Origin of the sequence: Fibrella forsythiae, assembly GCF_017353175.1 — a bacterium.
GTDB classification, from domain to species: domain Bacteria; phylum Bacteroidota; class Bacteroidia; order Cytophagales; family Spirosomataceae; genus Fibrella; species Fibrella forsythiae.
In genome coordinates, this window is the sequence record NZ_JAFMYW010000005.1 from 467,815 (window position 1) to 494,595 (window position 26,781).

Here is a 26,781-nt window from a genome sequence, read left to right on the forward strand (position 1 = left end):
ACAGCGTCTATACTTTTACAAAAGGCGACAAAATAAATATCAATGACCCAACATTGGCAGACCTATTTTATGCGCACATTTAAAAACCGCCCTTCTCCTGAATCATTAAAACCAAAATTTACGTATATCTCCTTATCTGAGTTAGTAGTCAAGCATTTTCTCTGAACCTCCACATTATTCTTATATATCCCCCAGCCACGACTTTTTCGTGAGTATCGATCATTGGCACTCGTATCACAAAAACGACCATCAGAAACGATAGTAAGCCTTGGATTAACAAGAGAAACAAATTCGGCATTATAGCCGGATTCACGTCCATGATGTGGGGCTAACAAAATATCAGCGTTACTTATCCTTTCAATAAAACCTGGTTGTTTAAATAACTCCTCAAAAGATGGCGTTTCGTTGTCTCCTGGTATAACTACTTTCATACCTGCATATTCAAACACCGATACAATACTATGGTTATTGAAATTGTTATGGTTACACGTTGTAGGTACAAAATGATTCATTCTAAGACCACCCCAATTATCAATATTTCCAACGTATTCAGGGCTGTCACTAGTTATTGGATTGCTATACGTATCTGCGATATCACAATACATGCTAAATTTAGGTCTATCTACAGCTCTAGCACCTGCCATTATCTCATTACGTGTCAAGTGAGCTGGCAGCAAAACTACTTTAGGATAGAGTCCCCCTACGTTTAGTATATCATCAATATGATCTAAGTGAGGGTGAGATATAATGAGCCGATCAAGTTGTTTTACACCCCAATGATTTTTTAGCTGTAACAGAGGACTGAAATTTTGATTTCGCGTGTCATAGTCACCAATACCCAAATCAACAACGATATGCTTGCCATTTGGAGTTTTGATATAGGTTGCATGCCCGTGCTGGACATCCCAAAATACCATTTCTACTGAATTAGAAGCCATTATTTTAAGGTTGTTTAGTATGATTCATAAACTGCTGGTAAAGAACTTTTGCGTAGTCATTACTATATAAAATGATAATCTTTTTTCCGGAAATCAAAAAGCCTACATAAACTACAAGAAAAAGCATAGAAACTATTATTAAATTCTGGCTGTATGGGAAAAACACAGATTTAATTAAAAGGACTACGCTAAAGAAAATAGCTTGTATGCAACCTCCAAGAAAATTTCTAACTCCACCGTACTCTATATTATGCTTTAAAAGTAATTCGTTATCTCTCAATACAGCTCTTATTTGACTAACTGCTTCCTTTATTAAAAATCTAGCTTTGACTTCATCAACACTTTCTTCAGTCTTCGTAAGCATTGTCATTCCAAAATAACCACTAATTTTAGATCGTATCTGATTTTTATATTCATTTGAAAATTCATTATTAATATGTAACAAAAAGTCAGTTGTGGGCATTCTTATTTCTCCTTGAAAATAAGGTTTTTGTAAAAACTCTTTCGATAACTGTCTATTCACTTGTACTAAAAGTAGAACTATAGCAACAAAAAAACTTACACCTTCTATAATAGGAAACAATGGAATTATTTCGTTCATATAGTCATCAATGTATGGACTTCCAATATACTTATATACTGCTACCAAAGGTAAAGCAGTTAATGTAGTTGGCGCGAGGCGAGATCTAAGAGAATAGTTATCGAACATTGACTAACGTATACACCTTTCTTGAAGATATTAAACAATTGACGGTTGCATCCCTTGGCCTTGGACAGGCCAAAAATGCTGAATATTGGAGCGGTCTACTTTCTTGTCGGCATGCCATAGATCGTAGTCACGCTGCAATTTCAGCCAAAAGTCAGGCGTTGAACCGAACGCTTCCGCCAAACGAATAGCCATTTCAGAGCTAATACCTTGATGTTCGTTCAAGATATTTGATAAGGTTTTAGGCGTTGTTCCTAATCCCTTGGCCACTTCGCGGATGGTCAATTCTTGCCCGGTTTCTTCCATGATGCCTTCCATCATATCACGCAACATTGAACCGGCGTGGGGCGGTCTCATACCTCTCTTTATCATCTCGTCCTCCTTTTGATGGTAATCTGAATAATCAACGTCCGATGCGGTGGCATTAGCAAACCGGAAGATGATCCGCCAATTACCGTTCACTTTCACAGCCCAAAAGCCTTTGTAATTGCCTGATAGTGGGTGCAAACCCCAGCCGACAATGTTCATATCGTTAATCTCTGTGGCTTCATTCAGCTTATAAAGGATGCGGCGGATTTTCTCGACATGATGGGGTTGCAGCTTTGATGGGTCATCATGTTCAAAGAAATGGCGCAAACCTTTATGATGAAAACTATCTATCATAACTCAATGATAACGCATAACGTTACGCGTTACAACCATAAACTTTAATTCACAGCTCTGGCCCGTCGCGGTCATACCCTTTCTGTTGTTGTCGCTCCTGCTGTTTACGGCGGTATTTGGCCACCATCATTTCAGTCATCAAATCCTGATTGTCCGATATCTCCGGGGCGGGTGGTTTCTCCGGCTCTAGTTTACGCTCCGGGGTGGGTGTCTCTTTTAGAAGCACTTGTTTTTCTTTTTCAAAACGGGCTTTAACAGCTTTGACCTCCTGCGCGTGGGCCTTTTCCAGCCGTTCTAACTCTACGGCATATTTGGTTTGATCAAAGTGCTCTTGCTGCATCTGCTTGATACGTTCACAAGCCACATAATGATCTTGGTGCAGCTTGTTAAGCTGTTGATCCTGTGCCGCTAATAGATCGACATACGCCCGGTTAATAGACATGTTGAAAATAGGATTCGGGTTATGGTGCAGTAGTCATAACAAAGGGGAAATATGGCATTCAAGATAGACTTTAAAGCGGGTAAACCCATTAAACCCGCTAACATGACAGCCACGACACAGCCGCGTGGGGGTTCGCTAACGAATGGGCCACGACATCCCCCATTAATCAGTGGCCACCTCAGTGCGTGGTGCATTATATGAACACATTAACAGGCCGTGGCTCTCCGATCAGGATTGCTTGACCGATACGATCGCTTGGGTCAAACGGCATAAAACAGCCTGATTAGATCAGCTCTGGCCCATCTCGATCAGCCCCCGCTGGCGTTGCTTTTCCTCCTGTTTATGGCGGTATTCGAACACACTATCGGTCTCATTTTTATCCTCCATTCTACCGAATCCTAATTTATAAGCCAGATACAAAGTCTTGGCTTTCTAAGAGAAGTTGAACTAAACCGTGAGTGACTCCAATAAATGGCAGCCACCCGGCGGGGGGGATCTCTGCTGGGTGATTTATAACAAAAAAGCAGACCAACATGATTGGGCTGCTTTCCTCTTCTATCCACACCACCAGGGGTTCTCCCTGTTGATATAGTAAAGATACCAGTTTGAAGAAGTAATTGGCGTATAATTCTATAGGTCCCTTGAAGCAATCGCTTTAATGGTGATAGGGTAAAAACACAGCCCCCTGAACTGGATCTTCTTCGTACCTACCAATTAGGCCACCTGTTGTCATTTATATAGGTTGGAAGGGTGTTGAAGTACACGTCAATAGACTGAGCTCTAACCTATCTTTAGGGCGTGTAGTTCAGGTATTCATCAAGCTAAACCTCTTACGGCAATGGTAACCATAAACAACTGTACTTCGGAAATTTAGCTATGAATCAGACCTGGCAAATGAACAAGTTATAAGTAAAGCCAACCTGCTGATTAAAACTAAAAGCTGGGCTGTCACCGACTATTAGTCACTCTGATTCTGTGCAGGTTACCGCTTAGTAAAGATGCGGATACATGTAATGTCGTTAATAAATCGAATTTCTACTTTTAGGGACTATCCACGATGTCCTAACATTTTGTTCGTATGCTGCCGATTGAACAAACGGTCGTATCAAATCAGTCTATTGTCAGACATTGGTTTGATTCGGCTTCCGCGCGATTATCAGATTCTTGTATTGACACTGCGCTGCTTGTCCATCAGTTTTCTATGCCCCGTTGCTTTAACGTAAGGCAATGCTGGAATTTTAGGCACGCTGATATACACTCACGCACCGCTTAAGTAGCATACCAATTTTTGCAAACTTAACACCAATCGCCAGGTCCATCAGGGTCGTCTATAGTCTCCTTTGCAACTCTGTCTGTCCTTTTACGGCCCACGCCGAATTGGTCTTGGTTATCGCCAGTCGGCTATTGCTAGCTGAACTGATGTTAACGGTACTGATAGATAGTAGTGAGTAAAATGAGCAGAATGGCTATCCATTCCTTTACGATCCAACTTTAAGCTAGTGAACAGAGCATTTCATTACATCTTTTTATGGATGCATATAATCTGGATCAACCGCTTATTGAACTCGTGTCCAATTCGACAAAAAGTAGTTGGACGGTACGCCATGCCGTGGAGGGCTGCGCCATTTTCGGTGGCATCGGATCGGGCAAGACATCCGGGTCCGGTCGACTCCTGGCCCTGAAATACCTCGCGGCCGGTTTTGGTGGGCTGGTGCTTACGGTGAAGCCGGACGAAAAGGACATGTGGCATGAGTTCTGTCATCTAACAGGGCGAACTGACGATTTATTGATCATCGAACCGGGCGGACACCACTTTTTTAATTTTGTCACCTATGAAGCCACGCAGGTGTCGGGTGAAGACAACCTGACGGATAACGTGGTCGATGTGCTCAAGACTGTTATTCGGGCGGGCCAGGAACAAAGTGGCGGTCAGAGTGATGATCCTTTCTGGGAAACCGCCCTGGACATGTTGATCTTCAACGTTATTGATCTCTGTAAGCTGGCATATGGGTATGTAACAGTAACGCACCTGTTTAACATCGTGCAGACCATCCCGAGCAATAGTGAAGCCTTACATATGGAATCTGCGGAGAGTAAAGGCAAGCCCTTTCATTTAGCCTTTGAGACCGCCCGCACCTACGTGAATACCCAGATTGACGCCTGGTTTGCCAGTCTGCCGCCAGTCGATCAGGAACGGATGCAGGATCAGGCCGTTTTTGAACTGGAGGTGATTGAGGCGATTCCCGATGCCCGCTTACTGAAGCAACTCGATCAGTTCTTCTTTGACAATTTCATTCCGTTGTCGGACAAAACGCGCAGCGTCATTGACTTCACCTTTGCCGGGTTTCTCTTCCGGCTCCTGCGTGAACCGGTTTATTCCCTCTTCTGTAGGTACCCATCCACACTGACGCCGGAAGACAGCTTATCGGGTAAAATTATACTGATCAATCTGCCGGTCAAAAAGTATCAAAAGGTGGGTCGGGATGTGCAGGTTCTCTTCAAATACGTCTGGCAACGGGCGATGGAGAAGCGCGATGTTAGACAGAATGGCCGTCCGGTTTTTCTTTGGGCGGATGAGGCCCAAAGTTTCATTCATGAGAAGGATGCCGAGTTCCAAGCAACAGCTCGAAGCAGCCGGGTGGCTACCGTTTACATCTCGCAAAACCTGCCCAATTACTACGCGTCGATGGGCGGTCAAAAATCCGACTATCGGGTCAAGGCCTTTCTGGGTACACTCGGCACCAAGCTCTTTCATGCCAACGCCGATAGCGAGACCAACAAGTACGGTTCGGAACTGATTGGGGAAGCCTTTTTTGAAGACCAATCCGAGAGCGTGACCGTGTCGCAGAATTTCTCGCAAACACGGGGCCGGTCACTGAAACTGGAACGGGTAGTCCGTCCCGAAGAATTTGTGCGCCTGCGGACGGGTGGCCCCAAAAATAATTTGCGCGTGGAAGGCTACATGCACAGGCAGGGCGAAGGATTTGCCAGTGGCTTTAACCACATCAAAATGACCTTCGATCAAGGCTATCAACCCAAATAAGCATATCAATCACAACCCCTAAATCGAATCACTTATGAAACGCTCTACGCATTATTTCAAAACAATGTACCGTCGGCGCAACGTTATCAAGGAAGCCCTTCTTGCCTTTTTTCTGGGCTTGAGTTCCTGGCCGCGTATGTTGCTGGAGGTGCCCATCCGGCGGAATTTCGGAGAACGGTATTTCAAATTTTCGACGGCAGTGATCATCACCGTAATCCTAGCCTTGACCCCCATTTCATGGATCGAAGGCACCCGCCGTTTTTATGGAGGCAGTAATGGTAGTGCATTTTTGGGGTCATATCTGACTTGGTACGCCTACCTAGCTTACTTTTTCTATTGTGCTCTTCAACGGCGTGAAGAGATTAAACGATTGCCCGGCGTATTTGATTTTGCCCGGTTCAGTCTATCAACAGGCCTCATTAATCGTTTTTTTTATGAATTCGAAATTAACGGTCGACGCTTCAGTGTGCGCACAATTGAGACCGTTTTGGAACCTAGCCTCTTTTTTATTGCAGGAATGGTCTTATGGTTTTCCACTCAGCCTATCGGCTTCGTCCTATTAATCTGTAGTATCTTTTACTCGTTCAGTTATATAGCCGCTTACACGGAGGGTGATAATTTTTTAATGGATAAGATCGATGAGCGCATCTGTAACGAGGAGCTTGTCAATGCCTTTATCAACGATACTAGTCCGGAAGAATCACGGGGGTTCAATTTCTATGGCCGTCGTCCAGCTGACCCAGATGCGCGGCGGCAGATGGCTAACCTGTTTGTAGCGGATGACGAAATCGTCGAAGCCATGTAGCCTTAGGCTGTGCTAAGGGCATAGGTCTGATGCTAACTGATTAACCGGTCCTATCATTCCACCCTGCACTGCTCCTCGTACTGAACAACGTTACTAGTGATGCACTACATCAAACGAAAGACCAATCCGGTGCGGGGTAACAAACAACCAGTGTAAACTGATCACCGCATGATCAGACTCATTCAAGCCAGTTCAGCCGCCCATGCCAAAGCGTACTTTTCCGATGCGCTTTCTAAAGCGGACTATTACCTGAACGATCAGGAGCTGCAAGGACAGATGCGCGGGAAACTAGCTGATCGGTTAGGGCTGGCTGGTCCCGTCTTCAAAGACACGTTTTTTGCCCTATGCGAAAACCTGAACCCGGGGACTGGAGAGGCTTTAACACCCCGGACAAAAGACAATCGGGTGACGGGCTGGGACTGTAATTTCCATGTGCCTAAGTCGGTGAGCATCCTGCACGGCCTGTCGAATGACGATCACATTCTGGATGCGTTTCGCGAGAGTGTCCGGCAAACGATGGACGATATAGAGCAGGATGTCAAAACACGGGTTCGGAAGGACAAAGCCCAGGATGAGCGGGTAACGGGTGAACTACTGTACAGTGAATTTGTGCACCAGACGGCCCGGCCCGTCGATGGGCAGTTACCTGATCCGCATCTGCATGCGCATTGCTTCATCTTTAATGCCACCTGGGATGACACCGAGCAGCAGATCAAGTCGGCCCGCCTCCGCGATATCTATCTGGATTTGCCTTACTACCATGCCCGGTTTCACAAACGGCTGTCGGACAAGTTGATCGAACAGGGGTATCAGGTTCGCCGGACGACTCAATCATTTGAGGTGGAAGGGGTGCCCCAAAAGGTCATTGATCTGTTTTCCAAGCGGACCGATGAGATTGGCCGGGTTGCCAAAGAAAAAGGGATTACTGACCCCAACCAGTTGGATGAACTGGGAGCCCGGACACGCGCTAAAAAACAGAAAGGGCATTCAATGGCCGAGCTCAAAACGGAGTGGCGGCGGCAGATCAGTGAACTGAAGCAGGACGATCAGGAGGCGGGGAAGCGTATTTTACGTTATGCCCCGACGAAAGAACCAAGCATACTGACCCCTGAACAATGTGTGGATCATGCTCTGCAACATGACTTTGAACGAGCGTCTGTCAAGCAGAACCGTCGGTTACTGGTAACAGCTTACCGGCAGGCCTTGGGTCACAAAAATGTAACCCTTGATGGCATTACCGAGCAGCTTACAAATGACGCGCGATTGATTCATGTGCAGGATAGTGGACGAACTATGTGTACAACCCGCGAGGTGCTGTCGGAAGAACAACGCATGGTCAGACTGGCCCAGCAGGGACAAGGCAAGCTGAAGCCACTTTATACGCAGGCTCCCGACCTGACACTGGATGGACAACAGGCCGCTGCGGTAAACCATGTCCTGACGACCCCGCACCGCGTTTCCATTATCCGGGGTGTGGCCGGGTCGGGTAAAACGACGTTGATGGGCGAAGCCATCAATTGGATGGAAAAGGCAGGCAAGCACGTGACAGTTGTTGCTCCCACGGCTGAAGCTGCTCGGGGCGTCTTGCGTAACGAAGGGTTTGCAGCCGCCAACACGGTTGCCAATCTGCTCCATGACAAAGCCCGCCAGCAGATGTTGGCAGGGCAGATTTTGTGGGTTGATGAGGCTGGCCTATTAGGGACAAAAGACATGAGTGCCCTGCTTGAGTTGGCCACACAGCAGAATGCACGGCTCATCCTAGGTGGGGATACCCGCCAGCACGCCAGCGTCATTCGCGGTGACGCGTTACGCATTCTTAATACGGTGGGTGGCATTCAAACGGCTGAGGTCAGCAAGATTTACCGCCAGCGTCATGCGCCTTATCGCGCTGCGGTAGAAGATCTTTCCAAAGGGGATGTGAGCAGTGCTTTTATAAAACTGGACAGCATGGGATCAATTCAAAGCATTGATCCACTCAAACCCAATGAAGCGTTAGTTAAAGATTATGTGGAGGCCAGACGAAAGGGGAAATCAGCTCTGGTTGTATCCCCAACCCACAAGCAAGGGGATGAGGTGACCGATTCCATCCGCCAGAAGCTGAAAGCCAGTGGCATGCTGGGCAAGCGGGAGATTAAAGCTGACCGGTTGTCCAGTCTCAATCTGACGGAAGCGCAAAAGGGTGACTGGCGCAATTTGCAGGTCGGACAAATCATTCAGTTCAACCAGAACCGCCCGGGTATCGGGCGGGGAAGCGTGTGGACGGTGGCCAGCAGTACGGATAAAGGCGTCCTGATCCAAAATGACGAGCAGCAAACCATTCCCCTGCCCTTAACCAATAGTCGGGATTATGATGTATATCACAAATCGGAGATCAGCCTAGCAAAGAGGGATGCTGTCCGCATTACCCGGAACGGCTTTGACCAGGACAAAAATCGGCTGAATAACGGCCAGTTGTTAGACGTGGTTTCAGTCAGCAAGCAGGGTGATGTGGTGCTGCGTAATACCATCAGCAAAGCCACGTATAGGCTGGATAAGAGCTACGGTCATATCGCGCACGCCTATTGCATTACCTCGCACGCTGCGCAAGGCAAAACGGTGGATGAGGTATTTATCTCACAGCCTGCTTCTACGTTTGCGGCGACTGATGCCAAGCAATTGTATGTGTCAGTGTCGCGGGGCCGGGATCGGGCGCGCATTTACACCGATGACAAGGAGCAGCTACTCATGCAGGCGTCCCGCTTGGGGGAGCGTCAGTCCGCTTTAGAATTAGTGAAGCGAAAAAATCTAACAATGGAGACGATCAAGCACCAGTTGCATAATAAACCGGCACAAACCGTTGAGCCGAAAAGCAAGCCTGTCGATAAACTAACGCCAAACCGTCCTAAAGACCGCGATCATGAACCAAGGCTTTAAATTGCGTTTTGACCAGATGCGCGAGAATGACCCGACCTCGGTGAATGAGAGTGGTCAGGATATGGCTCAACTCTACGCAACAGCAGGGCACATCCGCAACATCTGCTTTGCTTGGCCCGACGGGAAAAAAGCATTTTTCAATTACGCCTACTTAATTGCCACGGAGTTTGAGCCAAACGCGGAGCAGAATCTGATCAAGCTTAATTTTTCGTCTCATCAGGTCAGCCTGTCTGGCTACCATCTGGAATCGCTATTCATGGCACTGCTTGACCATCTACCGCGTATTGTGACAGTCCAAGATGCCCGCTATGCGCTGACGGACGAGACCCAAGTCCCAATCGTGGTAGACATTAAGCTCATCACAGAAAATTGATGAAGTTCACAGCCATGTATCTAAACAATGGATGTATAAAAGCGATCACTCGTGGTCTAAACTTTCCAAAAGTGGACAATCTTTATTGGCGTTTTCGCTTTAGACATTTTGGGGTCTTTCTTGATCGCGCTCCTGACGGTGAGTTACCAGAGCATCAAAGTTGCCCTGATAGAACCAGTTGAGTCATTGAGATCCAGTGAAACAGAATTGTTCTGTTACGGAATTGGCTTAAAGTAAAGCCGGGCAGTTTATCACTGCCCGGCTTGGTTGACTTAGTCCGTTTTAGGCTTGTTCTTACGGATGGTGACCGGAATGTCTTGGCCCAGAATCGATAAAGACAGATTCAAGCCGTCCTTATCACCATGTTCCCAAGCCGCCCCGACTCTGATCCAGTCCGGCTTATCTGCGCCGTCCTTGAGTTTCACCATGTAAACCGTATGGGTTGGGGCTTTGGACGTGGTTTCGGTTTGAGTTGTCATCAGCAAATCTCCTTTGTTTGTTGTTGATGATGGAAGCGAACACAGGCCCGGCTGGCCGTGACAGCTCCCCGAAGGCACAAATCGATGCGTATTGTCTATTTGTGCCTGAGTCGTCAGAGCCTTTTTGACGGGTCAAAAAGGAGGGATAAGCGTCGTTACGGGTGGTTGGGCTAAGCTGACATTGTACATCAACCGACAACAAAGGAGCTTAATTGATTGAAACGGAAATAACGGCAACCAGACAACACATTCGGTTAAACCAAATGAACGGTTGTTTACTAATCAGATATGGTAGGAAATGACGGGTGTTGAAAATACGGCAAATCAATACTGGGTACTGCTGAGGCCTCATACGGCTCTTCCGACATGGGTTCAAATACTAAGTCAGCGGTTAGAAAACGAGCACTGAGTGCGACGATAAACTTATCTTTCACACAGGGGAAAGGCTTCCCCACCCTGACGAATTAGAAGCACACAAATGGAGTTCTTTATAGCTACAGAATACATCTCAAAGCATTTCGCTTAGCTGCAACAGACCTTTACGAGGAACAGGAATTCAGTGGTTCATTGTTGTCGAGTGCCCTGATTTTGTGTGGTATACCGTTTAATAAAGACGAGAACACAGGTGAGATAATTGATGGATTGTTTCTTTAGTTTTAAGAACTCTCCACAACGTCCTAAATTTTTATTTATGCAGCCGATTGACCAGGCGGAGGCTTACCTTCAATCCGTCATCGGAAAATGGATCGGCTTAACAAGCCGTGAGGTTGATGAACTGCTTCGTAACGAGCAAAGCTCCACTGCCTTTAAGAAGGTAATGTTGAGTGCCGTTGGGTTATTTCTCACTCCCATTACGCTGGCTAGGGCATTGCCGGGATTTACTTGTGCCTATAACCGCTTCATGCGTCACCTTAGTATACCGTCGACTATTGCCAACTTAATGCCGATTAGCCGGTTCGCCATTTTTCTGGGGAGCCTTATGATTTGGGTAGCCCTCTTCATTTTGTTTATTCTTGTTATCCGATTTGCGGCGATCCTGGGTATAGGTGGGCGGTTCCTGCTGATTTTCTCGGCTTCAACATCTTCTTCTCGCTCGTCGTGTTCGGGGCTTATCGGCGGTGGTGGATTGGGATTAACAATATGCTGATCGAAGGCAACAAGTTTGGCTCGGCGCGGTTTGCGCGGCCCAAAGAATTGAACGCCTACCGAACTGGACCGGGCTTGTATATCGGTGGCGAGTTTGTTTTCAAAGACAAAGGCCATAAGTTAACGGTGGCGGGTACTCGGGGCGGTAAAGGCACCAACCTCATCATCCCAAATTTGCTGGGCCTGGGCGGCTGTCAAGGCTCGTGGGTTGTGATTGACCCGAAAGGTGAGAACGCGGCCATTACGGTGCGTTATCAGCGCGAGAGCGGCCAAAATGTGGTCATCCTCAATCCGTAGGGGTTACTGGAAGAGAATGTTGGTGAGGCTACAAGTTATAATCCGCTCGACATCCTAGCGGATACCAGCAGCATTCATCTGGTCGATGATGCGCAGATGATCGCTGAAATGCTCGTCCCCGTTGAGCGCGGTGACAAGGACAAGTTCTTTACCGATACGGCCCGGTCGATTGTGACAGGCCTGATCATGCAGATTGTGACCACACAAGAGGCTGATGGTCGAATCCTCACCACCTTATGGCGGTGGGCAAGGCTTGCTGGTGACGATTGGGATGAATTAATCGCGCGCATGCGGCTCAACAACGACCCCGTCAATGGCGAGATTGTGCGGAATGCTGGCAACGAGATCGTCAAACTGATGCAAGCGGGTGAAGAGACGTTTGGCAGTATACTGTCTTCTGTTTTACAGGCAACCGACTTCCTGAAAAGCCCCGCTTTACAACAATCATTACGCTCTGGCTACGACCCGACCAGCCTGTCTAACGGCAATACGTCACTCTACATCATCATCCCCGCCGATAAATTACAAAGCCATGCGCGGTGGTTGCGTCTCATCGTGACAACGACACTTCGGGCGGTCGTGCGTAAGCTAAATAAGCGTGTCACTTTTTTGCTGGATGAATTTGCAGCTTTAGGTTATTTGCCTGAAATTGAGACGGCTTTGAGTACCTATGCCGAGTTTGAAGTGACGGTCTGGCCAATATTGCAATCGTTGATTCAGCTGAAAGGATTGTATGGGGAGAATTGGGAAACGTTTACGGCAAATACGGCGATCCGACAGTTTTTTACGATATATGACAACTTTACCGCGAATTATGTGAGTGCTGCGATTGGACAAACTTCACATGCAATTACAACGAAGGGGATGGTTGGCGGAGTACAGGATGCAAGTTCTAATCAAAGACCACTTGTAACGCCAGATGAAATAAGGCGTGGATCAGCGGAAAATATCTTTGCTTTTCTCGGCAGTAATCCACCGACGCTATTTGTAAAGCGGCCTTATTATCAAATGTTTGAGCTGAGAAATAAGGAGAATACGAATTCATATTATTCAATATGATTTAGAGAAGATACCATCACAGATAAAACGCTAGACCTTATATTTTGCCACTATTTTTTAACTTACTAACACTGAAAATCGACTAGTAATAGGCTACTTTCTTAAGTACCGATCTGCTTTTGAATGTTATTGTTCTAAATTTTATCACCCATAAACATATAAAATGGAAACTAAATTAAAGTCGGATAATTTAAATACTATAATTGGTTTCGTAATAGGATTGGTTGGTATAGGAATTTCAGTAATAACCGGTTACCTATCATATAAAGTAGCAAAAGAGGCAGAAAAGCCAATATATACAACCGTATTATTGAATTGTTTTATATTGATTATTATAATAACAATTATTTTGCTTATTGGGTTGTTATTTTTTAGGTATTATATACTCCAAAAAAAACAATTTGTAAAATCATATAGAAAATTTAATAATCAAAAAGTTCTTTCGAAAGCAGATTTAAAAGGAGTTGATGTTAAAAAACTCACAAATTACGACGAGATAAATTCTTTAAGTAGGATACAAAATGAAAATGTAAGCTATGATTTTTGGCAATCATCTTGGTTTGGTGGTGAATGTGAAAATGTCCAAGTTGAAGATAAAGTTAATAGTACTGTAATTCGAGAAGCTAATGATAATGGTAACGGTGAACACTTTGCAGGAAAAGTGCCTGTTACATCAGTAATAGTTGATGGTAAGAATAAGCATGTATTAGATATCAAATATGAGCATTATTTGGGGGGCGCGTGGTATGCTGCAATTCATGGTGTTAAGGGCAGACCTAGTATGGCGGATTGGGAAGTAAATACGAAAGATATATTAAAATCTCAATATGTGACATTCTTTGCGAGAGCACCTCAAACTAAAGTACCTCCTACAGCAGACAAAAATAATATTAGCAGATGCCCATTGATTTATGTTAGATTTGAAGATAGTGGAAACAAAACATCTAATCTAGTCGTTGTTAAAGTTCCGACTGAATGGGAATACTTTGAAATTCCCTTGTATAAGTTCATCCACAAACCTGAATTATATTATGACTGGCAAATGTTTACCGAAGAAAAAGCTATCAATGAATTAGACCAATTTAGGCCTGACAAAGTGATGCAGATTATGTTCGGCAACAGCGAAAGAATGCCCAGTCAGGCAGGCTCTTTACAAATTCGAGATATTTCTTTAAAGTAGAATTATCATGACCTTTATAAGTAATATTCAGTTTAAAGACAGCCAATATAGAAGGGTAATCAAACCTGACGCAAAAATCCGATATGATAATATAAGTGTAATTATCCCAGTAAAAAATAATCAGCGTGGTGTTGATAACTTACTTGATTCGTATACTGCACTCATTAATGCGCAAACAATTCCGAAAGAAATAATTATTGTTGATAATAATTCTTCACCACCATTAAGGATTAGTGAAAGGCATGAATACATAAACAATCTTATTATAAAAAAATGCCAAAGGCCAGGTCCAGCCGCAGCACGAAATGTAGGTATAGAACAAGCAAGTTCAAAATGGATTTTGTTTATAGATAGTGATTGTCAATTTACAGAGACAACACTAGCTGGATACTATAATCCTGCAGATCTTAATTGTATAGGATATGCAGGTAAAGTCAAGGCTTTGGGTAAAAGCATCTATTCTGAGTATTATGACGAACACGATATGTTGTACCCAAGAGAAAATCCGTTGGAAAGAGAAAAAAGACCACAATATTTAATCACGGCTAATTGTTTAATATGGAAACCTGCTTTAGTAGAAGTAAAAGGATTTGATGAGAGAATTAAAATTGCTTCGGGCGAAGATGTTGAAATTAGTTATAAACTGTCTGGAATTGGCCGCTTTGCGTACATGCCTGCTTCTATAGTATGTCATGACTATGGCGATACAATGTATTCTTTTCTGTCCAGGTTTTATAGATACGGAAAAATAATAAGAAATCTAAAGAGGATAGGAGTTATAAAAAGTGCTAAACTAATATCTTTTGATCAAGAAAAGGTAAATAATTCCCCTATAGATTTTATGCTAGAGATAATCAGAAATATAGCTAATATATGTGGTTATATACATTCAATATTTCGCCCTATTTAATGTTTCTAACTACGTTTCATTATATTTTAGTATAGCATACTCGGAGATAATACGCTTGCTATCTGTATTAAATTTACTAAGCCAAGCTTTCCACAATGCTTTATATGTATCATCAGAAATATCTATATAGGCTTTCCAAACATAATCAATATTTTTGCTACTATTCCGAAGATAATGTACGTCATCATCAGAATAATCCCAAAAGAGTGCTGCAATACAATCAATTGAAAATAGTATTTGATCATCTATATCTGACATAGCATATTTCTCTACATTTTTCATTTATCCTTAGCAAGTTTTGCATAAGCCGTTTCCCCTTAGATCAGCTTGAAGGAATTTCAAGGATACGCCATTGAAGTGTAGCCTTGAGTTAATCGGTATGTTAGAAGCTATCCGACAGGCCCGGTTAGCTGTAACAATCGTTTCCTCCTGAAGCTATATTGCTTATTGCTTTGCTTAATCTATCAGCCCCTCTTTACGCCTAACTGTCAGATGAGTTTTTGCACTCGAATCAAAGGAGAACCTTGTACAAATATAGGAATTGATTTCTCCAAGGCAAGCCTTGATGTGCGCGTGTTGCCATACGGACAGCTTAGACAGTTTCTCCATGATTCGGCAGGAGTTGCCGAGCTTGTCAAGCTAACTATAGTTTAGGGAAGATGTCTGACAGGTATTGTTAGGGGCGTAGACCATTTATAAGCTTCATCTGCTCTCATGTTATTCTTCCCTAATCACTCTTAACATATGAGCCTACTGACCGCCTTTTGCTGATTCCTGCTGTATAAAATCATGCATGATACGCATGGTTCAAAGCAGTTCAGCCGGTCAAGCGAGAGAGTACTTTAACTCCTCTCTGCGTCGATCCGACTACTATTTAAACGGACAAGAACGTCCTGGCAATTTGTGTGGGCGCGTTGCTGAGCGACTGGGTATCGCAGGCCCTGTTACCAAAAATACGTTTCAGGCTTTATGTGAGCATATCAACCCAGTAAGCGGTCAGTCGCTCACTCCACGCAAGACAGAAAACCGGACGGTTGGGTACGATATTAATTTTCACTGCCCGAACAGCCTGTCGATCTTGCATGTGCTTTCTCAAGACGATCACATCCTGGATGCGTTTCAAGCTAGCGTTCAGGAAACGATGCAGGCTATTGAGGAGGATGCGCAAACACGCGTTAGAAAACAGGGAAAAGATGAAGACCGACTGACCGGTGAATTGATTTGGACGGATTTTATTCATCAAACTGCACGGCCTGTGGATGGCATTGTGCCAGACCCTCATCTACACGCCCATTGCTTCGTGTTCAACGTGACCTGGGATGCTGTTGAGAATGAATTCAAGGCTGGACAGTTTCGCGACATCAAACGCGATATGCCGTATTATCAGGCTCGGTTTCACAAAATTCTGTCGGATAAGCTGATTACGCTAGGCTATCGTATTCGACGCACACCAACCGCCTTTGAAATCGAGGGCGTACCTGAGCGCATTGTTGATCTGTTTTCAAAGCGCACTAATGAAATTGGACGGATAGCCAGAGAACTTGGTGTTACCGATCCTGCCCAACTTGATCAGTTGGGAGCGCGGACCCGTGCCAAGAAGCAAAAAGGGTTGACGATGACTCAACTGAAAGAGGCCTGGCGCAAACATATTCATAGTCTATGTATGAATGATAGGGGCGAAGGTGATCAGCTTATCCGTCATGCGCCGTATCAGGAGCCGCCTTACCTCATCCCTCATGCTTGTGTTAGTCATGCCACCAGTCTGCGCTTTGAGCGGGCTTCCGTTATGCAGGACCGGCGCATCTTGGAAACAGCATACCGGAACAGTATAGGCAATGCGACGGTGAATATCGATCAGATCACGCATAATTTTGAAGCGGATCAGCGCATTCTTAAAATCAAGGATGGGGCAAAAACACTCTGTACGACCAAGGAGGTATTGGCTGAAGAACAGCAAATGGTTACCCTTGCCCGACACGGTCAGGGCACATTATTGCCACTCTAATCCGTTCCGCCAGCCATTGCGTTAGAAGGCGAACAGCGCGAGGCTGTGGCCCATGTGCTGACGACCGCCAACCGTGTGTCAATTATCCGGGGACGGGCGGGGACTGGCAAGACAACCTTGATGCAAGAGGCTATCCGGCAGATAGAACAAACAGGCCGTACCGTAACGATTGTGGCACCCACTGCACAAGCAGCACGAGGCGTGTTACGGGATGAAGGCTTTACTGAGGCTGAGACGGTCGCACACTTGTTAGCCTCGCCTGCCCTGCAAGCAGCACTCGCCAATAATGGCGTATTATGGGTTGATGAGGCTGGGCTGTTGAATAATGCAGACATGATAACTCTCCTTCAACTGGTCATCAAGCACAATGCCCGAATAATTCCGAGCGGTGATACGCAGCAACATGCAAGTGTTGTGCGTGGTGATGCATTACGCATCCTCAATACGGTTGCTGGCATTAAATCCGCTGAGGTGAGCCGGATTTTCCGACAACGCAATCCGGCTTATCGTAAAGCGGTTCAAGCCCTCTCTGAAGGTAAAGCCAAAAAGGCGTTTGCTACCTTGAAGGATCTAGGCGCGATTAAGGCCATTGATCCAAGCAACCCGTTTGCGGAATTGGCAAATGACTATGTCACGACACTGAAACGTGGAAGAACGGCTCTGGTGATTTCTCCAACACATCAGGAGGGTGAACGGGTGACACAAGTGATACGTGAGAAACTGCGCGATGCAGGGCGAATTGATAAAACGGAGTCACCTGCTCTCCAACTGGTCAACCGAAACCTGACACAAGCTGAAAAAAGCGACGCCCGTAATTACCAATCAGGCCAGATTATTCAGTTCAACCAGAACGTAACTAGTATCAAACGGGGTGAACGGTATTCGGTAAAAGCTGTTGAACAAGGACAGGTTAAGATAGCAGATAGTCAAGGACAAATAAATACCCTGCCGCTTGACGAAATGGCCAAGTTCGATGTGTACCAGCCGCATGAGATTAAATTGTCAAAAGGTGACAGCATTCGTATCACTCGCAATGGGTTTGATATGGCAAAACGCCGATTGAACAACGGCCAGTTGTTAGAGGTGGTAGGCGTTGAGTCAAACGGAACGATCCGTCTAAAAAACACCATCAGCAGAGTCAGCTATACGCTGACAGTTACGGACATCTTGCTTATGCGCATTGCATTAGCTCGCATGCCGCACAAGGCAAAACCGTCGATGAGGTGTTTATTGCGCAACCGGCCAGCACCTTTGCCGCTACGAGTTTAAATCAGTTTTATGTATCAGTATCACGGGCGCAGGATCTGATGCATATCTACACAGACGACACCGAGGGATTAATGGCACAAGCGGCGGATGTAGGCGACCGGCTATCAGCCTTAGAGCTATTGAAGCGTAAACGCTCTGCTAGACGTACCACCGAACGCCTCATACGCAACGCACCGCTAACAGCGAGCCAAACAAAAGCCGGTGTAAAGCCTGTGCTTGCATCTGTTGAAAACCCGATTCAACGAAAGCGGTCAGCGCATGTGTCCCGTCCAGCAATTTAAGGCAAATTTTGACCAGCCCGCACAAGACGGGCTTCCAACAACTCCGCAAGATATCGCTTCACTGGTTGGGGTGCAATTGCACGACGCTGACAGTATTGTCCGCAATATCTGTTTCGCATGGGAAGACGGACGCAAGGCGTTTTTTAATTATGCCTACCTAATAGCAGCAGAGTTTGAATCAGATACAAATCAGAATACAATTAAGCTCAGTTTTTCTTCCCACACCATTAGTATGTCAGGATATTGTCTGGAAATTCTGTTCTTTTCACTGCTCAATAATATGCCTAAATTGATAACCGTTATTAGTAAGCGTTATACGTATACTGAAGATTTAATTTATCCTGTTGTGGTTGAAATAGCTATTTCGAAAGAAAACTTATAGGTACTTATGAGCCTCCTTACATTACAAACTAGCGATTGTAACTTGATGCTGTCATCCAATAATAATGCTAATATCTCGACTACACACATTAGTTTGTATAAGTTAATTTAAAGCGATTATTAGAAAAGGGCTATGTTGATTTCTCTAGTGCTTCATGCCCATTTTCTATATGCAGCAATGCTTTCTCAATTAGGGGAATCTGTTGCGATGCCTCTTTGTCTTTTCGAGTCAATTCATTTTGAAACACAAAATAATAATATATAAAATGCGAGAACGGCAGTATGATATTAATTAAAATAAAAAGTGGTCTACGGAATTCATTTGTATCTACAATCCTTGTGCAGAATGAATATAGATCAAGATTATGGTTTTTGATGTGAAATTTTAAAATAAAATGAATTATCGTTATAGTTACCAAACCTAAAATGTATGTATAAAGGATATCACGGTAAGTTAAGTCTCTTTTTCTTTTCCTAGGCCAAAAGAAGTACCACAACACCTCCAACCCAAGCAATAAATCCAAAAAAAATAAAGTTAAATGCTTATGTGTCGATTCACTAGCAGAAAGAATCAAAACCGAGATGCAAAATAGAGCCAACAAAAAACTAGCAAAAGGGAATTTTTGATTCACTTTTACTTTAGCGTTTGATTTACTTTCATCTACCCCATCTCTCCATATATTAATTAAAAGACTTACATCCGTAGTTTGATGCAACAATAACTCACATTGGCCCAATATAGAAGGATCATTAAATGACTTTTTTATAGTCAGTAGCGATTCTTTTAATTTAGTAACTCTTAATTCAGTAGGAGCAATTAAGTTATTCAACCTGTCAAAAGGCCTAATAAGGTAGCTATCAACAATATCTGCGAATGACTTATTTCCGTTATTTTCTGACTGGACTACTTTAGAAACATTGTCTGGATGTGATAAAACAGCATAAGTAAAATTAAATGCAGAAAATAACTCAAACACTGAGTTACATCGATCAATATCCATAATAACAAAATATTTATATTAAAAGTGTGGGATAGCAATGTATTAAAAGGCAAAAACTAAACCAATGTCAGTAAGCTTTCAGAACGTAACTTTAGTGGCTTAGCTGTTAAAAACGATTGCTTGAATTTTTCAAGTAGTTCTTCACAAGTGTCTGGATCATTAAAGCAAAATTTACCGAGAAATTTTTCTGTATCATATTCAAGACGATACATGCTTTCGTCTCCTACAGTGTAGTGAACTTCATTGTTATCAATAATAGGCTTTTCAGTAGTTAATCTTACATCAATATTGTCTCTATAAGTTTTACTTGCAGAGTATTGTTTTAGAATATTAATAATATTATTATCGCCATCTTTATTTAAGTCGTAGTTATTTAAAATTACTGATATTTTTCCTTTGTTTAGTAAAAAATGCTTAAGGGATTTCTCGAATTTTTTTGTGCTATCATCACAAATATCTCTATGGAAATTACCCACAAACATGTTTATTGTTTTTGATTGCAGTAGTATATTTTCAAGTACAATTATAGCATTGTCACTCCCGTTATTAAACAGAGTCATTCCACTACGTGCAATGGCCATCTCTCTTATTGCATCACTATAAGTAACAGTTTTATGGGTGTATGTTTCAGCTGGCATAGATATACTTGTGTGTTTTAATTGCTTAATTCATTAATGGATGTCAAATTGTAGCCTCTTTTGAAGATGTATTCAAGGTAACCGAAGAAACGACATTTAGCTTATTTAACTCTCGAATGGTTACTTTCCGGTTTATCTTCTAGTTGTGCTCGCAAACGCAAACTTACTCTCGTGTTAGTGAATTTACAGCGATTTTCGCGTTCCCATCTTTGCTTGATGTGTTTTGGGTATGAAAATTGCTCCAAAATTGGGCATATATGCATCAAGACTGTTTGTGTTGCATTTTGCCATAAATATGTACTATTTGTACAAGCAATCAAAATTAAATTTTAAGAGTCATACATAAGCCCCTGAATGTATTCAACGGCCTTCTGCGCATGGGATGCAGCAGAAAAGATGAGCTTCTTGTCATCCTGCAAGGCTTGCAACCAGGATTGAATATAAGCGGCATGCTGTTTCTCAGGCATCGGCTCAAAGCCTAAATCAGCGGCCAGAAAACAGGCTCCAAGTTCGGCCACCAGTTCTTCTTTGGCATAGCCTGCATCACCGTAGGTTTTACGACCGAAATCACGATCCAAACGCGTTGGATGACGGGTCCAGTGCGTCAACTCGTGTGACAAAACGGCGTAATAATCGGTGACGGTCTCAAAGCTCTCGAACGGGGGCATCTGTACCCGGTCAGTGGTGATGGAGTAGGACGCCTGTGTCCCGGTGTAAATATCTGCTTTGGTCTGCTTGAAGAAGGTGTCCAGTTCCGCGTTACGTTGTTTGGTATCAACGACAGCCTTCGTTATGGTTGGGTGGAAGTTCTCCGGTAAACCGTCAATCTGTGACGCATTGAAGACCATGTAGCATTTGAGGAACGGGATCTGACTGGTTGTCTTCTCGCCCTGGTCGTTTTCACCTTCTCTAGTGATTTTATCGGCATAGACAACCTGTGTCGCCTTCTCGCCTTTGCGCACGTTGGCTTTCAGTTCGGTGGCCTGTTTGTAGGTCATCCAGTACGGGGACGTATAGCCCTGCTCTGCAGCAGTTCCCCACAGCATCAGGGTATTAATGCCGCTGTAGGGAATACCATTCCAGCGTAAGGGGCGTTGCACCTGCCCCGCCAGATGTTCGGCGTTCCACGGCTTACGCCAGGTGAGATTGCCCTGCTCCAGATCCATGATGATCTTGTTCGTGATCCGGGCATACACGTCATTCTGTTGTGGATTGCTTTGGGTCAATTGCGCCTCCTGTGGTGCGGTTGTGAAACGGGTTTGGTGGGATTTGTAGTTATCATCGATCTGTCCTTCGGTTGTCCGGATGATGGGGATGAACAGACCCGGCGGTAAGTTGAATGAACCAGCCAGAATATTGGTGGGGCGGGGAAAGCGTGAAACGCTGGCGAATATTGTGGTTGGTGGAATGAGCGCGTCGGGTACATCGCCAGCGTCAATCCTGACGAAACGAACAGGTACAGTGCCGTTGATCTAATTGCCTTCGCCTCAACACGGTTGCATCGAACCGCTAACGGGGTATCAATCCAGCATCCGCAAGCGATGTGTAATTGTGTGACGTGATAATCAGATGATCGAGCACGTTGATATTGAGCAGTTTGCCACCCTCAACCAATTTGCGCGTCAATGTCAGATCAGCACCGCTCGCCTGTGAATTGCCGCTGGGATGATTGTGGGCCAGAATAATCCCGATGGCTCGGGCTTTGAGGGCCGTGGCAAAGATGATTTTGGGATCGGCCAGACAGGCCGCTATACCACCCGTTGCAAGGTCAGAGATGGCCAGGCAGGTGTTTTTCTGATCGAGCATCAGGATGTTGAACTGTTCGACCAGTTCTAGCCGGTTTTCATCCCAGTTGACCCGTAACACTTCATAGGCCGTGGCAGGTTGTGTAATCTGGATACGGTCCTGATACGGTATCCGGTTGCGGTAGATGATCTCGACTTCGTCGACCTTGAAGAGGTCTTGCAAATGGAGTTGTGACATGTGTTCTCCTCACAAGGTCAGATTGCGTTGGTGCATGTGCCACGCATTGACATCCTTGTGCGGCGCATAGATTTTGTTCATTGGGGTATGGGTGAGATCAGCCTGTGTCTTGAAAAATTCATCAAGTGCAACAGCTGCCTTTTGACCGGCTGGATCGTTATCAAGCCAGGTGTAAGCGGTGCGATAACCGTAATCCTGGATATAGGGAATAGCCTGCTTGAGACACGACAGTGAATTGGTGACAATCGCATCGCCCTTGAATCCTTTGCCGTTCAGTTGCGTAATGGCGGACAGATAATCCATGAAGCCTTCAAAGAGATGGATACCAACTGGCTTGGGTTCCGTGCCCCGGATAAAGCTGATGGACTTCGCACCTAGAGAGCCTTTGAAGAATGGATTGCGCAATTCATAGCCGCCCTCTTCATTCGAAAAGCCCAGCGCAAAAAAGCTTTTCTGGGTATTCTGGTTACGGACGTGGATTTCTTTCAGATGACGATGGGCGATCTCCAACGGAATACCGCGCTTCTCCAGGTAATGGATTAAACCAAGATGCTGAATGGTTTTGCGGGATTTGAGCACAAGACTGGGTGCATCAGGCTCCTCGTGCTCAAAGACAGGCGGCTTGAACTGGTAGGGTGCCACACCCATGTTATTGATCCAGCGTAAGGCATCAGAGACGGTATGCGCTTCACGACAGAATTTGAGGTAGGCACAGACCAAATCGACGGGATCACCGCCGCGTCCATCGCCGTAATCATGCCAGCGATTGGTTTTGAGATAGACCCAGAAGCTAGGGGTTTTCTCCAAACGTACAGGTGAGAGGTACAATAGACGGTGTGGCGTGGAGCGTTTGGGGTGAATGTCGAGCTGACTTAAAATCTGGGCAATAGGTATCGTATTCGCATGGGCTATATCCATGACAGCCTCCGTATACAGAATAGAAAATAGAGAGCTAGAAAGCGGTTTAACTGGTAGGACGGTTATCGCGATAGACGCTGTTCGATAAATGCGTCCAGATCTGATCGTCGGTAGCGCACGGCACGACCAATCTTGATCGGTTTAAGATCGTAACGTTTAGTACAATCCCAGACAGCTAATGTACCGGGTGAAACGCGGAGATAACGGGCAGCGGATTTACGATCGAGCAGCGGTTCGATGATCTTTTGAGTCATGGATGCCTCCTCTGAATTAAGTCCTATCATACAATGTGATGTAGGAATATATTCAGGGTATACTGAATCGACAGCATTAAGCAACTGGAATCCAGGCTTATTAATCATAAATAATAAAAGTCGCCATAATACCGCTCGCGGGGGCTGGCCAGTTAAGCGCTTATTGCTTATTTATCAACCTGTATCCTAAACGCGGGCTGTAGCCCACTGACATAGTCACCATGTCGAGTCCCGGGTAGTGTACACCTGCCACCGTTTAGTAGCCTGCCCTGTGACGAAGTATGCAAGGACGCATTTACAGAGTAGAGTAAATCCTCTGCTTTTACTCTACTTCCGCTGAAACTGAAATCAGCTATTGGTTGCGCTTTCCCTATCAGGCATCTTTCCAGTACAAAATGCCAGAAACCAGCTACAAAGGTTATGGAGAGGATACGCCGTCGACGGACTAAAGCAATTAAATCCAGTTGATGCTCAAGCAGCCGGACAGGCTTTATCGATTGGTTTACGGGCTTTGTCGCTAGTAAATATCATCCAGTCTTAATTAGTTGATTTGATCGTCAATAAGCGGGATGTTTACCTAAAACAATACGCTACTCCGGTAGCACTAGTTTGAAGGAAACAAGCTGACCGCAACTCTCTAGATTCATTTCAAAACTAATTTTGATTTTGCTTTATGGACAACGAAAAATTTAATTTGTCTAAAGAAGAGTTTTTGAAACTTCTTCCTCTTGTGCCCGCTTACTTGACTGCTATCAGTTCAATAAAACTAATATTCTACTACAGTCGATTTGATATACAAATATTAGATTACATAGATATATCAGAAATACTGCTTTTCTCTATGAATGATGTTTCCTTATTCAGTGTGATTTTCCTAATTTATAGCTACATATATATAATAGGCGTTTTCAAAACAAAAAATAAACGAGTTGTACTATCCACGTCAAAACCTCTGACCTTCAGAGTACTAAGAAGACTCGTCGATGTGAAGATCTTAATACAAATCATAATTATAATCTTTTGCGCTATAATGTATAAAAAGATATCTCAACAGCCGATGTTTACTAACACGATTAAGCATGTAGCATTAGAACCGCCTTTTGATAAATTTTATAATCGAAAGTTTGATCTTAATATGTATATACTCAATTTTTATATACCTTATGTGTTTCTAGTTATTATACTGTACATTATAGCTTCAGATATTTATGTTGAAATCGATGATTATTTAAATTCGGAAATTTCTTCTTTGAAGACCGTCTACACGATTTATGTGTCTTTTTTCTTAACTATGTTATTTATTGCAGTGTTAACTGTAATTGTTAAGGCTGATTACATAAGTCACAAGCTGAAAGACCGAAAATTCCCGATTGGTGCGCATAGATATTATACATTCACAAATGGCAACGACTCGATCCGACTGGATAGTACCTACACGTTAATTGGAAAGTCGAAAGAATATTATTTTTTTCAACAATATAAAGACAGTCTTTTTTATAATTTAATCTTACCCACAACCACTGAGGCAAAATCTTTTTCATTTCCGCAGGAAAAATTGATAAAACATAACGATTATTAATTCATCCTTTTTCTGTTCTGTCTATATATCTGTAATACAATCGATCTGCTCCGGGTCCTTTTTGTAGGTTAAATTTAGTAGCTTGTTCCAAACCCTTTGGATTGACTGGCCGGGCACATATGACCGATATTTTGTTTTCCTTAATATTTCTGCTGAGGTGAGAAATAAGATTATGCATAATTAAACCGGATGTATATTTTCTATTGCCATAGACGGCACCAATGTAAAAAATCTTGCTTTTGCTATTGATGTGTTCAGGCGTAATCTGTCCACCCGTCCAGATATTTTTTTTTAAGCGTGATAAAGCTGTACGGGAAATTCTCATGATGGAGAAATAAGCTACGATTTCTCGCCTTGTAGATTTTTCCTGTAAGGATGTCGTTTCTTCGACTAATACTTGAAATACTTCTTTATCTTTTTCATGCCATAATTCCATCAATGCTAAGGGAGAAATATCCTCTCCAAAGGCATGCCGTCCTAACTCATAAATAGCACTTAGATCACTTGCTTCCGCGCATAGAAAATAATGATTGACCGTGTCGTCAATGTATAGGGTATCCGATTCACCAGGAATATGGACAGGAATGGCCGGCTTCAGATTGAGTACGAATCTATAAGCTACTATAAGTACGAATGCAGCAACAATTATTAGTACTAAGAAAATGATATCCATCACTCAAAAAATTGTTATATTAGTACTTTGTCGACGCTTACATCGGAGTTTCTGTGATGGCGCATAACGAAGCACACAACACTAAAGTAAATAAATTGAAGAGTTTACCTTTGACAATCCCCGTCAAGGATGACGGATCGGTACTTAGAAATATAAAACTAAATGGTAGGAAGTCAGCTGAAATAAGCTTAGAGAAATTCCTTTCAAACGCTCTGCGAATGGTAGGTGTCAAAAAGATTTTAGGATATAAAACGCGTAGAAAGGTTGGTAAGGGAGAGTTGTATTCTCCGGACGGGATTTTTATAGGAATGGTGAAGATATGGGGGCCAGGTTTTCAAAAGTAAATGCATTCCTGTTCCTGGTGGACCGGCAGTCATGTATGAATGAGGCTATTATGGGTGCCGATCGACTTGCAGAGTATACGCCCTCCTAATACGAGGCAATTATGCATGTTTGCAAGTTATTGCAAAATGTTAGAATTCCGGAAAATACTCAAACGTTTTTTGCTATGATTTTTGGTAATATAGGGGTAGCAGTGGCTAAAATCTAAATGAAAGTGGCTGATTAAGTGCTTGAACAGTGGTTGTGCCAGGCCTGAATTATTCTGATCATTGAGTTTGCTTGCTTCAACCCCTCAACATCGTGTTAGTCCACTGTTGGTCACGGAATCGATAACGGAGAAAGAAAACTGGTAAACGAGGCACATAGTTATACCAACATAATTTTCGATTCTAAGGGTAGCACGAGTCTTAAGATTAAGCCCTGTTAGGAAACGATTTAGTAGAGTGTGGCTCAGGCGGGCGGCGGTTTTCTGGTCGAGCAAGGCTTCCATATGATAATTTGTT

General features: G+C 44.0%; 26 protein-coding genes and 1 pseudogene. 14 read left to right on the forward strand and 13 right to left on the reverse strand.

Annotated elements, in window-relative coordinates; genetic code table 11:
• Nucleotides 1-62: 62 nt before the first annotated feature.
• From J2I46_RS18445 to J2I46_RS18465, 4 genes are all read right to left on the reverse strand, one after another.
• Nucleotides 63-938: a ComEC/Rec2 family competence protein gene (locus J2I46_RS18445; protein ID WP_207330518.1), complete on the reverse strand. Its 876-nt coding sequence runs from the start codon at nucleotides 936-938 to the stop codon at nucleotides 63-65.
• 4 nt (nucleotides 939-942) lie between these two features.
• Nucleotides 943-1,587, reverse strand: a complete 645-nt coding sequence (locus J2I46_RS18450) for a hypothetical protein (protein WP_229379830.1) — start codon at nucleotides 1,585-1,587, stop codon at nucleotides 943-945.
• Nucleotides 1,588-1,677: 90 nt separating this feature from the next.
• Entirely contained in the window at nucleotides 1,678-2,307 is a 630-nt protein-coding gene (locus tag J2I46_RS33345) for a HigA family addiction module antitoxin (protein ID WP_310589048.1), read from the reverse strand.
• Between the two features lie 49 nt (nucleotides 2,308-2,356).
• Complete coding sequence (locus J2I46_RS18465; RefSeq protein WP_207330520.1) at nucleotides 2,357-2,749, reverse strand: hypothetical protein; 393 nt, start codon at nucleotides 2,747-2,749, stop codon at nucleotides 2,357-2,359.
• A gap of 1,528 nt (nucleotides 2,750-4,277) precedes the next feature.
• Here J2I46_RS18465 and J2I46_RS18470 point away from each other — a divergent pair.
• From J2I46_RS18470 to J2I46_RS18485, 4 genes are all read left to right on the forward strand, one after another.
• A complete protein-coding gene (locus tag J2I46_RS18470; RefSeq protein WP_207330521.1) occupies nucleotides 4,278-5,792 on the forward strand; it encodes a type IV secretory system conjugative DNA transfer family protein in 1,515 nt (504 codons plus the stop codon).
• Nucleotides 5,793-5,826: 34 nt separating this feature from the next.
• The gene (locus J2I46_RS18475; protein WP_207330522.1) at nucleotides 5,827-6,597 is read left to right on the forward strand and encodes a hypothetical protein; all 771 of its coding nucleotides are present in this window, start codon (nucleotides 5,827-5,829) and stop codon (nucleotides 6,595-6,597) included.
• A 168-nt stretch (nucleotides 6,598-6,765) separates the two neighbouring features.
• On the forward strand, nucleotides 6,766-9,510 hold the full coding sequence (gene mobF / locus J2I46_RS18480; RefSeq protein ID WP_207330523.1) for a MobF family relaxase: 2,745 nt from the start codon (nucleotides 6,766-6,768) through the stop codon (nucleotides 9,508-9,510).
• On the forward strand, nucleotides 9,494-9,883 hold the full coding sequence (locus J2I46_RS18485; protein ID WP_207330524.1) for a hypothetical protein: 390 nt from the start codon (nucleotides 9,494-9,496) through the stop codon (nucleotides 9,881-9,883). Before mobF (J2I46_RS18480) ends, J2I46_RS18485 begins: the two co-directional genes overlap by 17 nt.
• 272 nt (nucleotides 9,884-10,155) lie before the next feature.
• Here J2I46_RS18485 and J2I46_RS18490 read toward each other — a convergent pair whose 3' ends face one another.
• Nucleotides 10,156-10,362: a hypothetical protein gene (locus J2I46_RS18490; RefSeq protein WP_207330525.1), complete on the reverse strand. Its 207-nt coding sequence runs from the start codon at nucleotides 10,360-10,362 to the stop codon at nucleotides 10,156-10,158.
• Between the two features lie 691 nt (nucleotides 10,363-11,053).
• Here J2I46_RS18490 and J2I46_RS18495 point away from each other — a divergent pair.
• From J2I46_RS18495 to J2I46_RS18515, 4 genes and pseudogenes are all read left to right on the forward strand, one after another.
• Nucleotides 11,054-11,509: a hypothetical protein gene (locus J2I46_RS18495; protein ID WP_207330526.1), complete on the forward strand. Its 456-nt coding sequence runs from the start codon at nucleotides 11,054-11,056 to the stop codon at nucleotides 11,507-11,509.
• Nucleotides 11,503-12,864: pseudogene (locus tag J2I46_RS18505) on the forward strand (type IV secretory system conjugative DNA transfer family protein). The gene J2I46_RS18495 and the pseudogene J2I46_RS18505 overlap by 7 nt, the downstream one beginning before the upstream one ends.
• 163 nt (nucleotides 12,865-13,027) lie before the next feature.
• Nucleotides 13,028-14,044, forward strand: coding sequence for a hypothetical protein (locus tag J2I46_RS18510; protein ID WP_207330528.1), 1,017 nt, complete (start codon nucleotides 13,028-13,030; stop codon nucleotides 14,042-14,044).
• Between the two features lie 7 nt (nucleotides 14,045-14,051).
• Nucleotides 14,052-14,954: a glycosyltransferase gene (locus J2I46_RS18515; RefSeq protein WP_207330529.1), complete on the forward strand. Its 903-nt coding sequence runs from the start codon at nucleotides 14,052-14,054 to the stop codon at nucleotides 14,952-14,954.
• A 9-nt stretch (nucleotides 14,955-14,963) separates the two neighbouring features.
• Here J2I46_RS18515 and J2I46_RS18520 read toward each other — a convergent pair whose 3' ends face one another.
• Nucleotides 14,964-15,236, reverse strand: a complete 273-nt coding sequence (locus J2I46_RS18520; protein WP_207330530.1) for a hypothetical protein — start codon at nucleotides 15,234-15,236, stop codon at nucleotides 14,964-14,966.
• Nucleotides 15,237-15,747: 511 nt separating this feature from the next.
• Here J2I46_RS18520 and mobF (J2I46_RS18525) point away from each other — a divergent pair.
• From mobF (J2I46_RS18525) to J2I46_RS18535, 4 genes are all read left to right on the forward strand, one after another.
• Nucleotides 15,748-16,959, forward strand: coding sequence for a MobF family relaxase (gene mobF / locus J2I46_RS18525; RefSeq protein ID WP_207330531.1), 1,212 nt, complete (start codon nucleotides 15,748-15,750; stop codon nucleotides 16,957-16,959).
• A gap of 75 nt (nucleotides 16,960-17,034) precedes the next feature.
• The gene (locus J2I46_RS18530; protein WP_310589050.1) at nucleotides 17,035-18,228 is read left to right on the forward strand and encodes an AAA family ATPase; all 1,194 of its coding nucleotides are present in this window, start codon (nucleotides 17,035-17,037) and stop codon (nucleotides 18,226-18,228) included.
• Complete coding sequence (locus J2I46_RS32870; RefSeq protein WP_310589051.1) at nucleotides 18,144-18,509, forward strand: ATP-binding domain-containing protein; 366 nt, start codon at nucleotides 18,144-18,146, stop codon at nucleotides 18,507-18,509. The genes J2I46_RS18530 and J2I46_RS32870 overlap by 85 nt, the downstream gene beginning before the upstream one ends.
• Nucleotides 18,454-18,891: a hypothetical protein gene (locus tag J2I46_RS18535; RefSeq protein WP_207330533.1), complete on the forward strand. Its 438-nt coding sequence runs from the start codon at nucleotides 18,454-18,456 to the stop codon at nucleotides 18,889-18,891. The genes J2I46_RS32870 and J2I46_RS18535 overlap by 56 nt, the downstream gene beginning before the upstream one ends.
• Before the next feature lie 130 nt (nucleotides 18,892-19,021).
• Here J2I46_RS18535 and J2I46_RS18540 read toward each other — a convergent pair whose 3' ends face one another.
• From J2I46_RS18540 to J2I46_RS18550, 3 genes are all read right to left on the reverse strand, one after another.
• Nucleotides 19,022-19,891 carry a hypothetical protein gene (locus tag J2I46_RS18540; protein ID WP_207330534.1) on the reverse strand — a complete coding sequence of 290 codons (870 nt, stop codon included), beginning with the start codon at nucleotides 19,889-19,891 and terminating at the stop codon, nucleotides 19,022-19,024.
• A gap of 56 nt (nucleotides 19,892-19,947) precedes the next feature.
• Nucleotides 19,948-20,529, reverse strand: coding sequence for a hypothetical protein (locus tag J2I46_RS18545; protein ID WP_207330535.1), 582 nt, complete (start codon nucleotides 20,527-20,529; stop codon nucleotides 19,948-19,950).
• 329 nt (nucleotides 20,530-20,858) lie between these two features.
• A complete protein-coding gene (locus J2I46_RS18550; protein WP_229379831.1) occupies nucleotides 20,859-21,755 on the reverse strand; it encodes an ArdC family protein in 897 nt (298 codons plus the stop codon).
• A gap of 88 nt (nucleotides 21,756-21,843) precedes the next feature.
• On the opposite strand from J2I46_RS18550, the gene J2I46_RS32875 reads away from it, so the two are divergent.
• Entirely contained in the window at nucleotides 21,844-22,005 is a 162-nt protein-coding gene (locus J2I46_RS32875; RefSeq protein ID WP_229379832.1) for a hypothetical protein, read from the forward strand.
• 33 nt (nucleotides 22,006-22,038) lie between these two features.
• On the opposite strand, the gene J2I46_RS18555 is transcribed toward J2I46_RS32875, so the two are convergent.
• From J2I46_RS18555 to J2I46_RS18570, 4 genes are all read right to left on the reverse strand, one after another.
• On the reverse strand, nucleotides 22,039-22,512 hold the full coding sequence (locus J2I46_RS18555) for a JAB domain-containing protein (RefSeq protein WP_207330536.1): 474 nt from the start codon (nucleotides 22,510-22,512) through the stop codon (nucleotides 22,039-22,041).
• Nucleotides 22,513-22,521: 9 nt separating this feature from the next.
• The gene (locus tag J2I46_RS18560) at nucleotides 22,522-23,430 is read right to left on the reverse strand and encodes a DUF8464 domain-containing protein (protein WP_207330537.1); all 909 of its coding nucleotides are present in this window, start codon (nucleotides 23,428-23,430) and stop codon (nucleotides 22,522-22,524) included.
• Between the two features lie 62 nt (nucleotides 23,431-23,492).
• Nucleotides 23,493-23,792: a helix-turn-helix domain-containing protein gene (locus J2I46_RS18565; protein WP_229379833.1), complete on the reverse strand. Its 300-nt coding sequence runs from the start codon at nucleotides 23,790-23,792 to the stop codon at nucleotides 23,493-23,495.
• Between the two features lie 1,472 nt (nucleotides 23,793-25,264).
• A complete protein-coding gene (locus J2I46_RS18570) occupies nucleotides 25,265-25,936 on the reverse strand; it encodes a hypothetical protein (protein ID WP_207330538.1) in 672 nt (223 codons plus the stop codon).
• A gap of 56 nt (nucleotides 25,937-25,992) precedes the next feature.
• Between J2I46_RS18570 and J2I46_RS18575 the strand changes: the two genes are divergently transcribed.
• Nucleotides 25,993-26,280, forward strand: coding sequence for a hypothetical protein (locus J2I46_RS18575; RefSeq protein ID WP_207330539.1), 288 nt, complete (start codon nucleotides 25,993-25,995; stop codon nucleotides 26,278-26,280).
• The last annotated feature ends 501 nt before the right edge of the window (nucleotides 26,281-26,781 follow it).

What these genes read in the sequence shown, in the direction of transcription:
- mobF (WP_207330531.1), top strand. Translation starts at nt 15,748, where the DNA reads ATGATACGCATGGTTCAAAGCAGTTCAGCCGGTCAAGCGAGAGAGTAC.
- J2I46_RS18495 (WP_207330526.1), top strand. Translation starts at nt 11,054, where the DNA reads ATGCAGCCGATTGACCAGGCGGAGGCTTACCTTCAATCCGTCATCGGA.
- J2I46_RS18485 (WP_207330524.1), top strand. Translation starts at nt 9,494, where the DNA reads ATGAACCAAGGCTTTAAATTGCGTTTTGACCAGATGCGCGAGAATGAC.
- J2I46_RS18540 (WP_207330534.1), bottom strand. Translation starts at nt 19,891, where the DNA reads ATGGATATTGATCGATGTAACTCAGTGTTTGAGTTATTTTCTGCATTT.
- J2I46_RS18520 (WP_207330530.1), bottom strand. Translation starts at nt 15,236, where the DNA reads ATGAAAAATGTAGAGAAATATGCTATGTCAGATATAGATGATCAAATA.
- J2I46_RS18570 (WP_207330538.1), bottom strand. Translation starts at nt 25,936, where the DNA reads ATGGATATCATTTTCTTAGTACTAATAATTGTTGCTGCATTCGTACTT.
- J2I46_RS18565 (WP_229379833.1), bottom strand. Translation starts at nt 23,792, where the DNA reads ATGATTAATAAGCCTGGATTCCAGTTGCTTAATGCTGTCGATTCAGTA.
- J2I46_RS18465 (WP_207330520.1), bottom strand. Translation starts at nt 2,749, where the DNA reads ATGTCTATTAACCGGGCGTATGTCGATCTATTAGCGGCACAGGATCAA.
- J2I46_RS18475 (WP_207330522.1), top strand. Translation starts at nt 5,827, where the DNA reads ATGAAACGCTCTACGCATTATTTCAAAACAATGTACCGTCGGCGCAAC.
- J2I46_RS18445 (WP_207330518.1), bottom strand. Translation starts at nt 938, where the DNA reads ATGGCTTCTAATTCAGTAGAAATGGTATTTTGGGATGTCCAGCACGGG.
- J2I46_RS18575 (WP_207330539.1), top strand. Translation starts at nt 25,993, where the DNA reads ATGGCGCATAACGAAGCACACAACACTAAAGTAAATAAATTGAAGAGT.
- J2I46_RS18515 (WP_207330529.1), top strand. Translation starts at nt 14,052, where the DNA reads ATGACCTTTATAAGTAATATTCAGTTTAAAGACAGCCAATATAGAAGG.
- J2I46_RS18470 (WP_207330521.1), top strand. Translation starts at nt 4,278, where the DNA reads ATGGATGCATATAATCTGGATCAACCGCTTATTGAACTCGTGTCCAAT.
- J2I46_RS18555 (WP_207330536.1), bottom strand. Translation starts at nt 22,512, where the DNA reads ATGTCACAACTCCATTTGCAAGACCTCTTCAAGGTCGACGAAGTCGAG.
- J2I46_RS18545 (WP_207330535.1), bottom strand. Translation starts at nt 20,529, where the DNA reads ATGCCAGCTGAAACATACACCCATAAAACTGTTACTTATAGTGATGCA.
- mobF (WP_207330523.1), top strand. Translation starts at nt 6,766, where the DNA reads ATGATCAGACTCATTCAAGCCAGTTCAGCCGCCCATGCCAAAGCGTAC.
- J2I46_RS18560 (WP_207330537.1), bottom strand. Translation starts at nt 23,430, where the DNA reads ATGGATATAGCCCATGCGAATACGATACCTATTGCCCAGATTTTAAGT.
- J2I46_RS32875 (WP_229379832.1), top strand. Translation starts at nt 21,844, where the DNA reads ATGAACAGACCCGGCGGTAAGTTGAATGAACCAGCCAGAATATTGGTG.
- J2I46_RS18490 (WP_207330525.1), bottom strand. Translation starts at nt 10,362, where the DNA reads ATGACAACTCAAACCGAAACCACGTCCAAAGCCCCAACCCATACGGTT.
- J2I46_RS33345 (WP_310589048.1), bottom strand. Translation starts at nt 2,307, where the DNA reads ATGATAGATAGTTTTCATCATAAAGGTTTGCGCCATTTCTTTGAACAT.
- J2I46_RS18510 (WP_207330528.1), top strand. Translation starts at nt 13,028, where the DNA reads ATGGAAACTAAATTAAAGTCGGATAATTTAAATACTATAATTGGTTTC.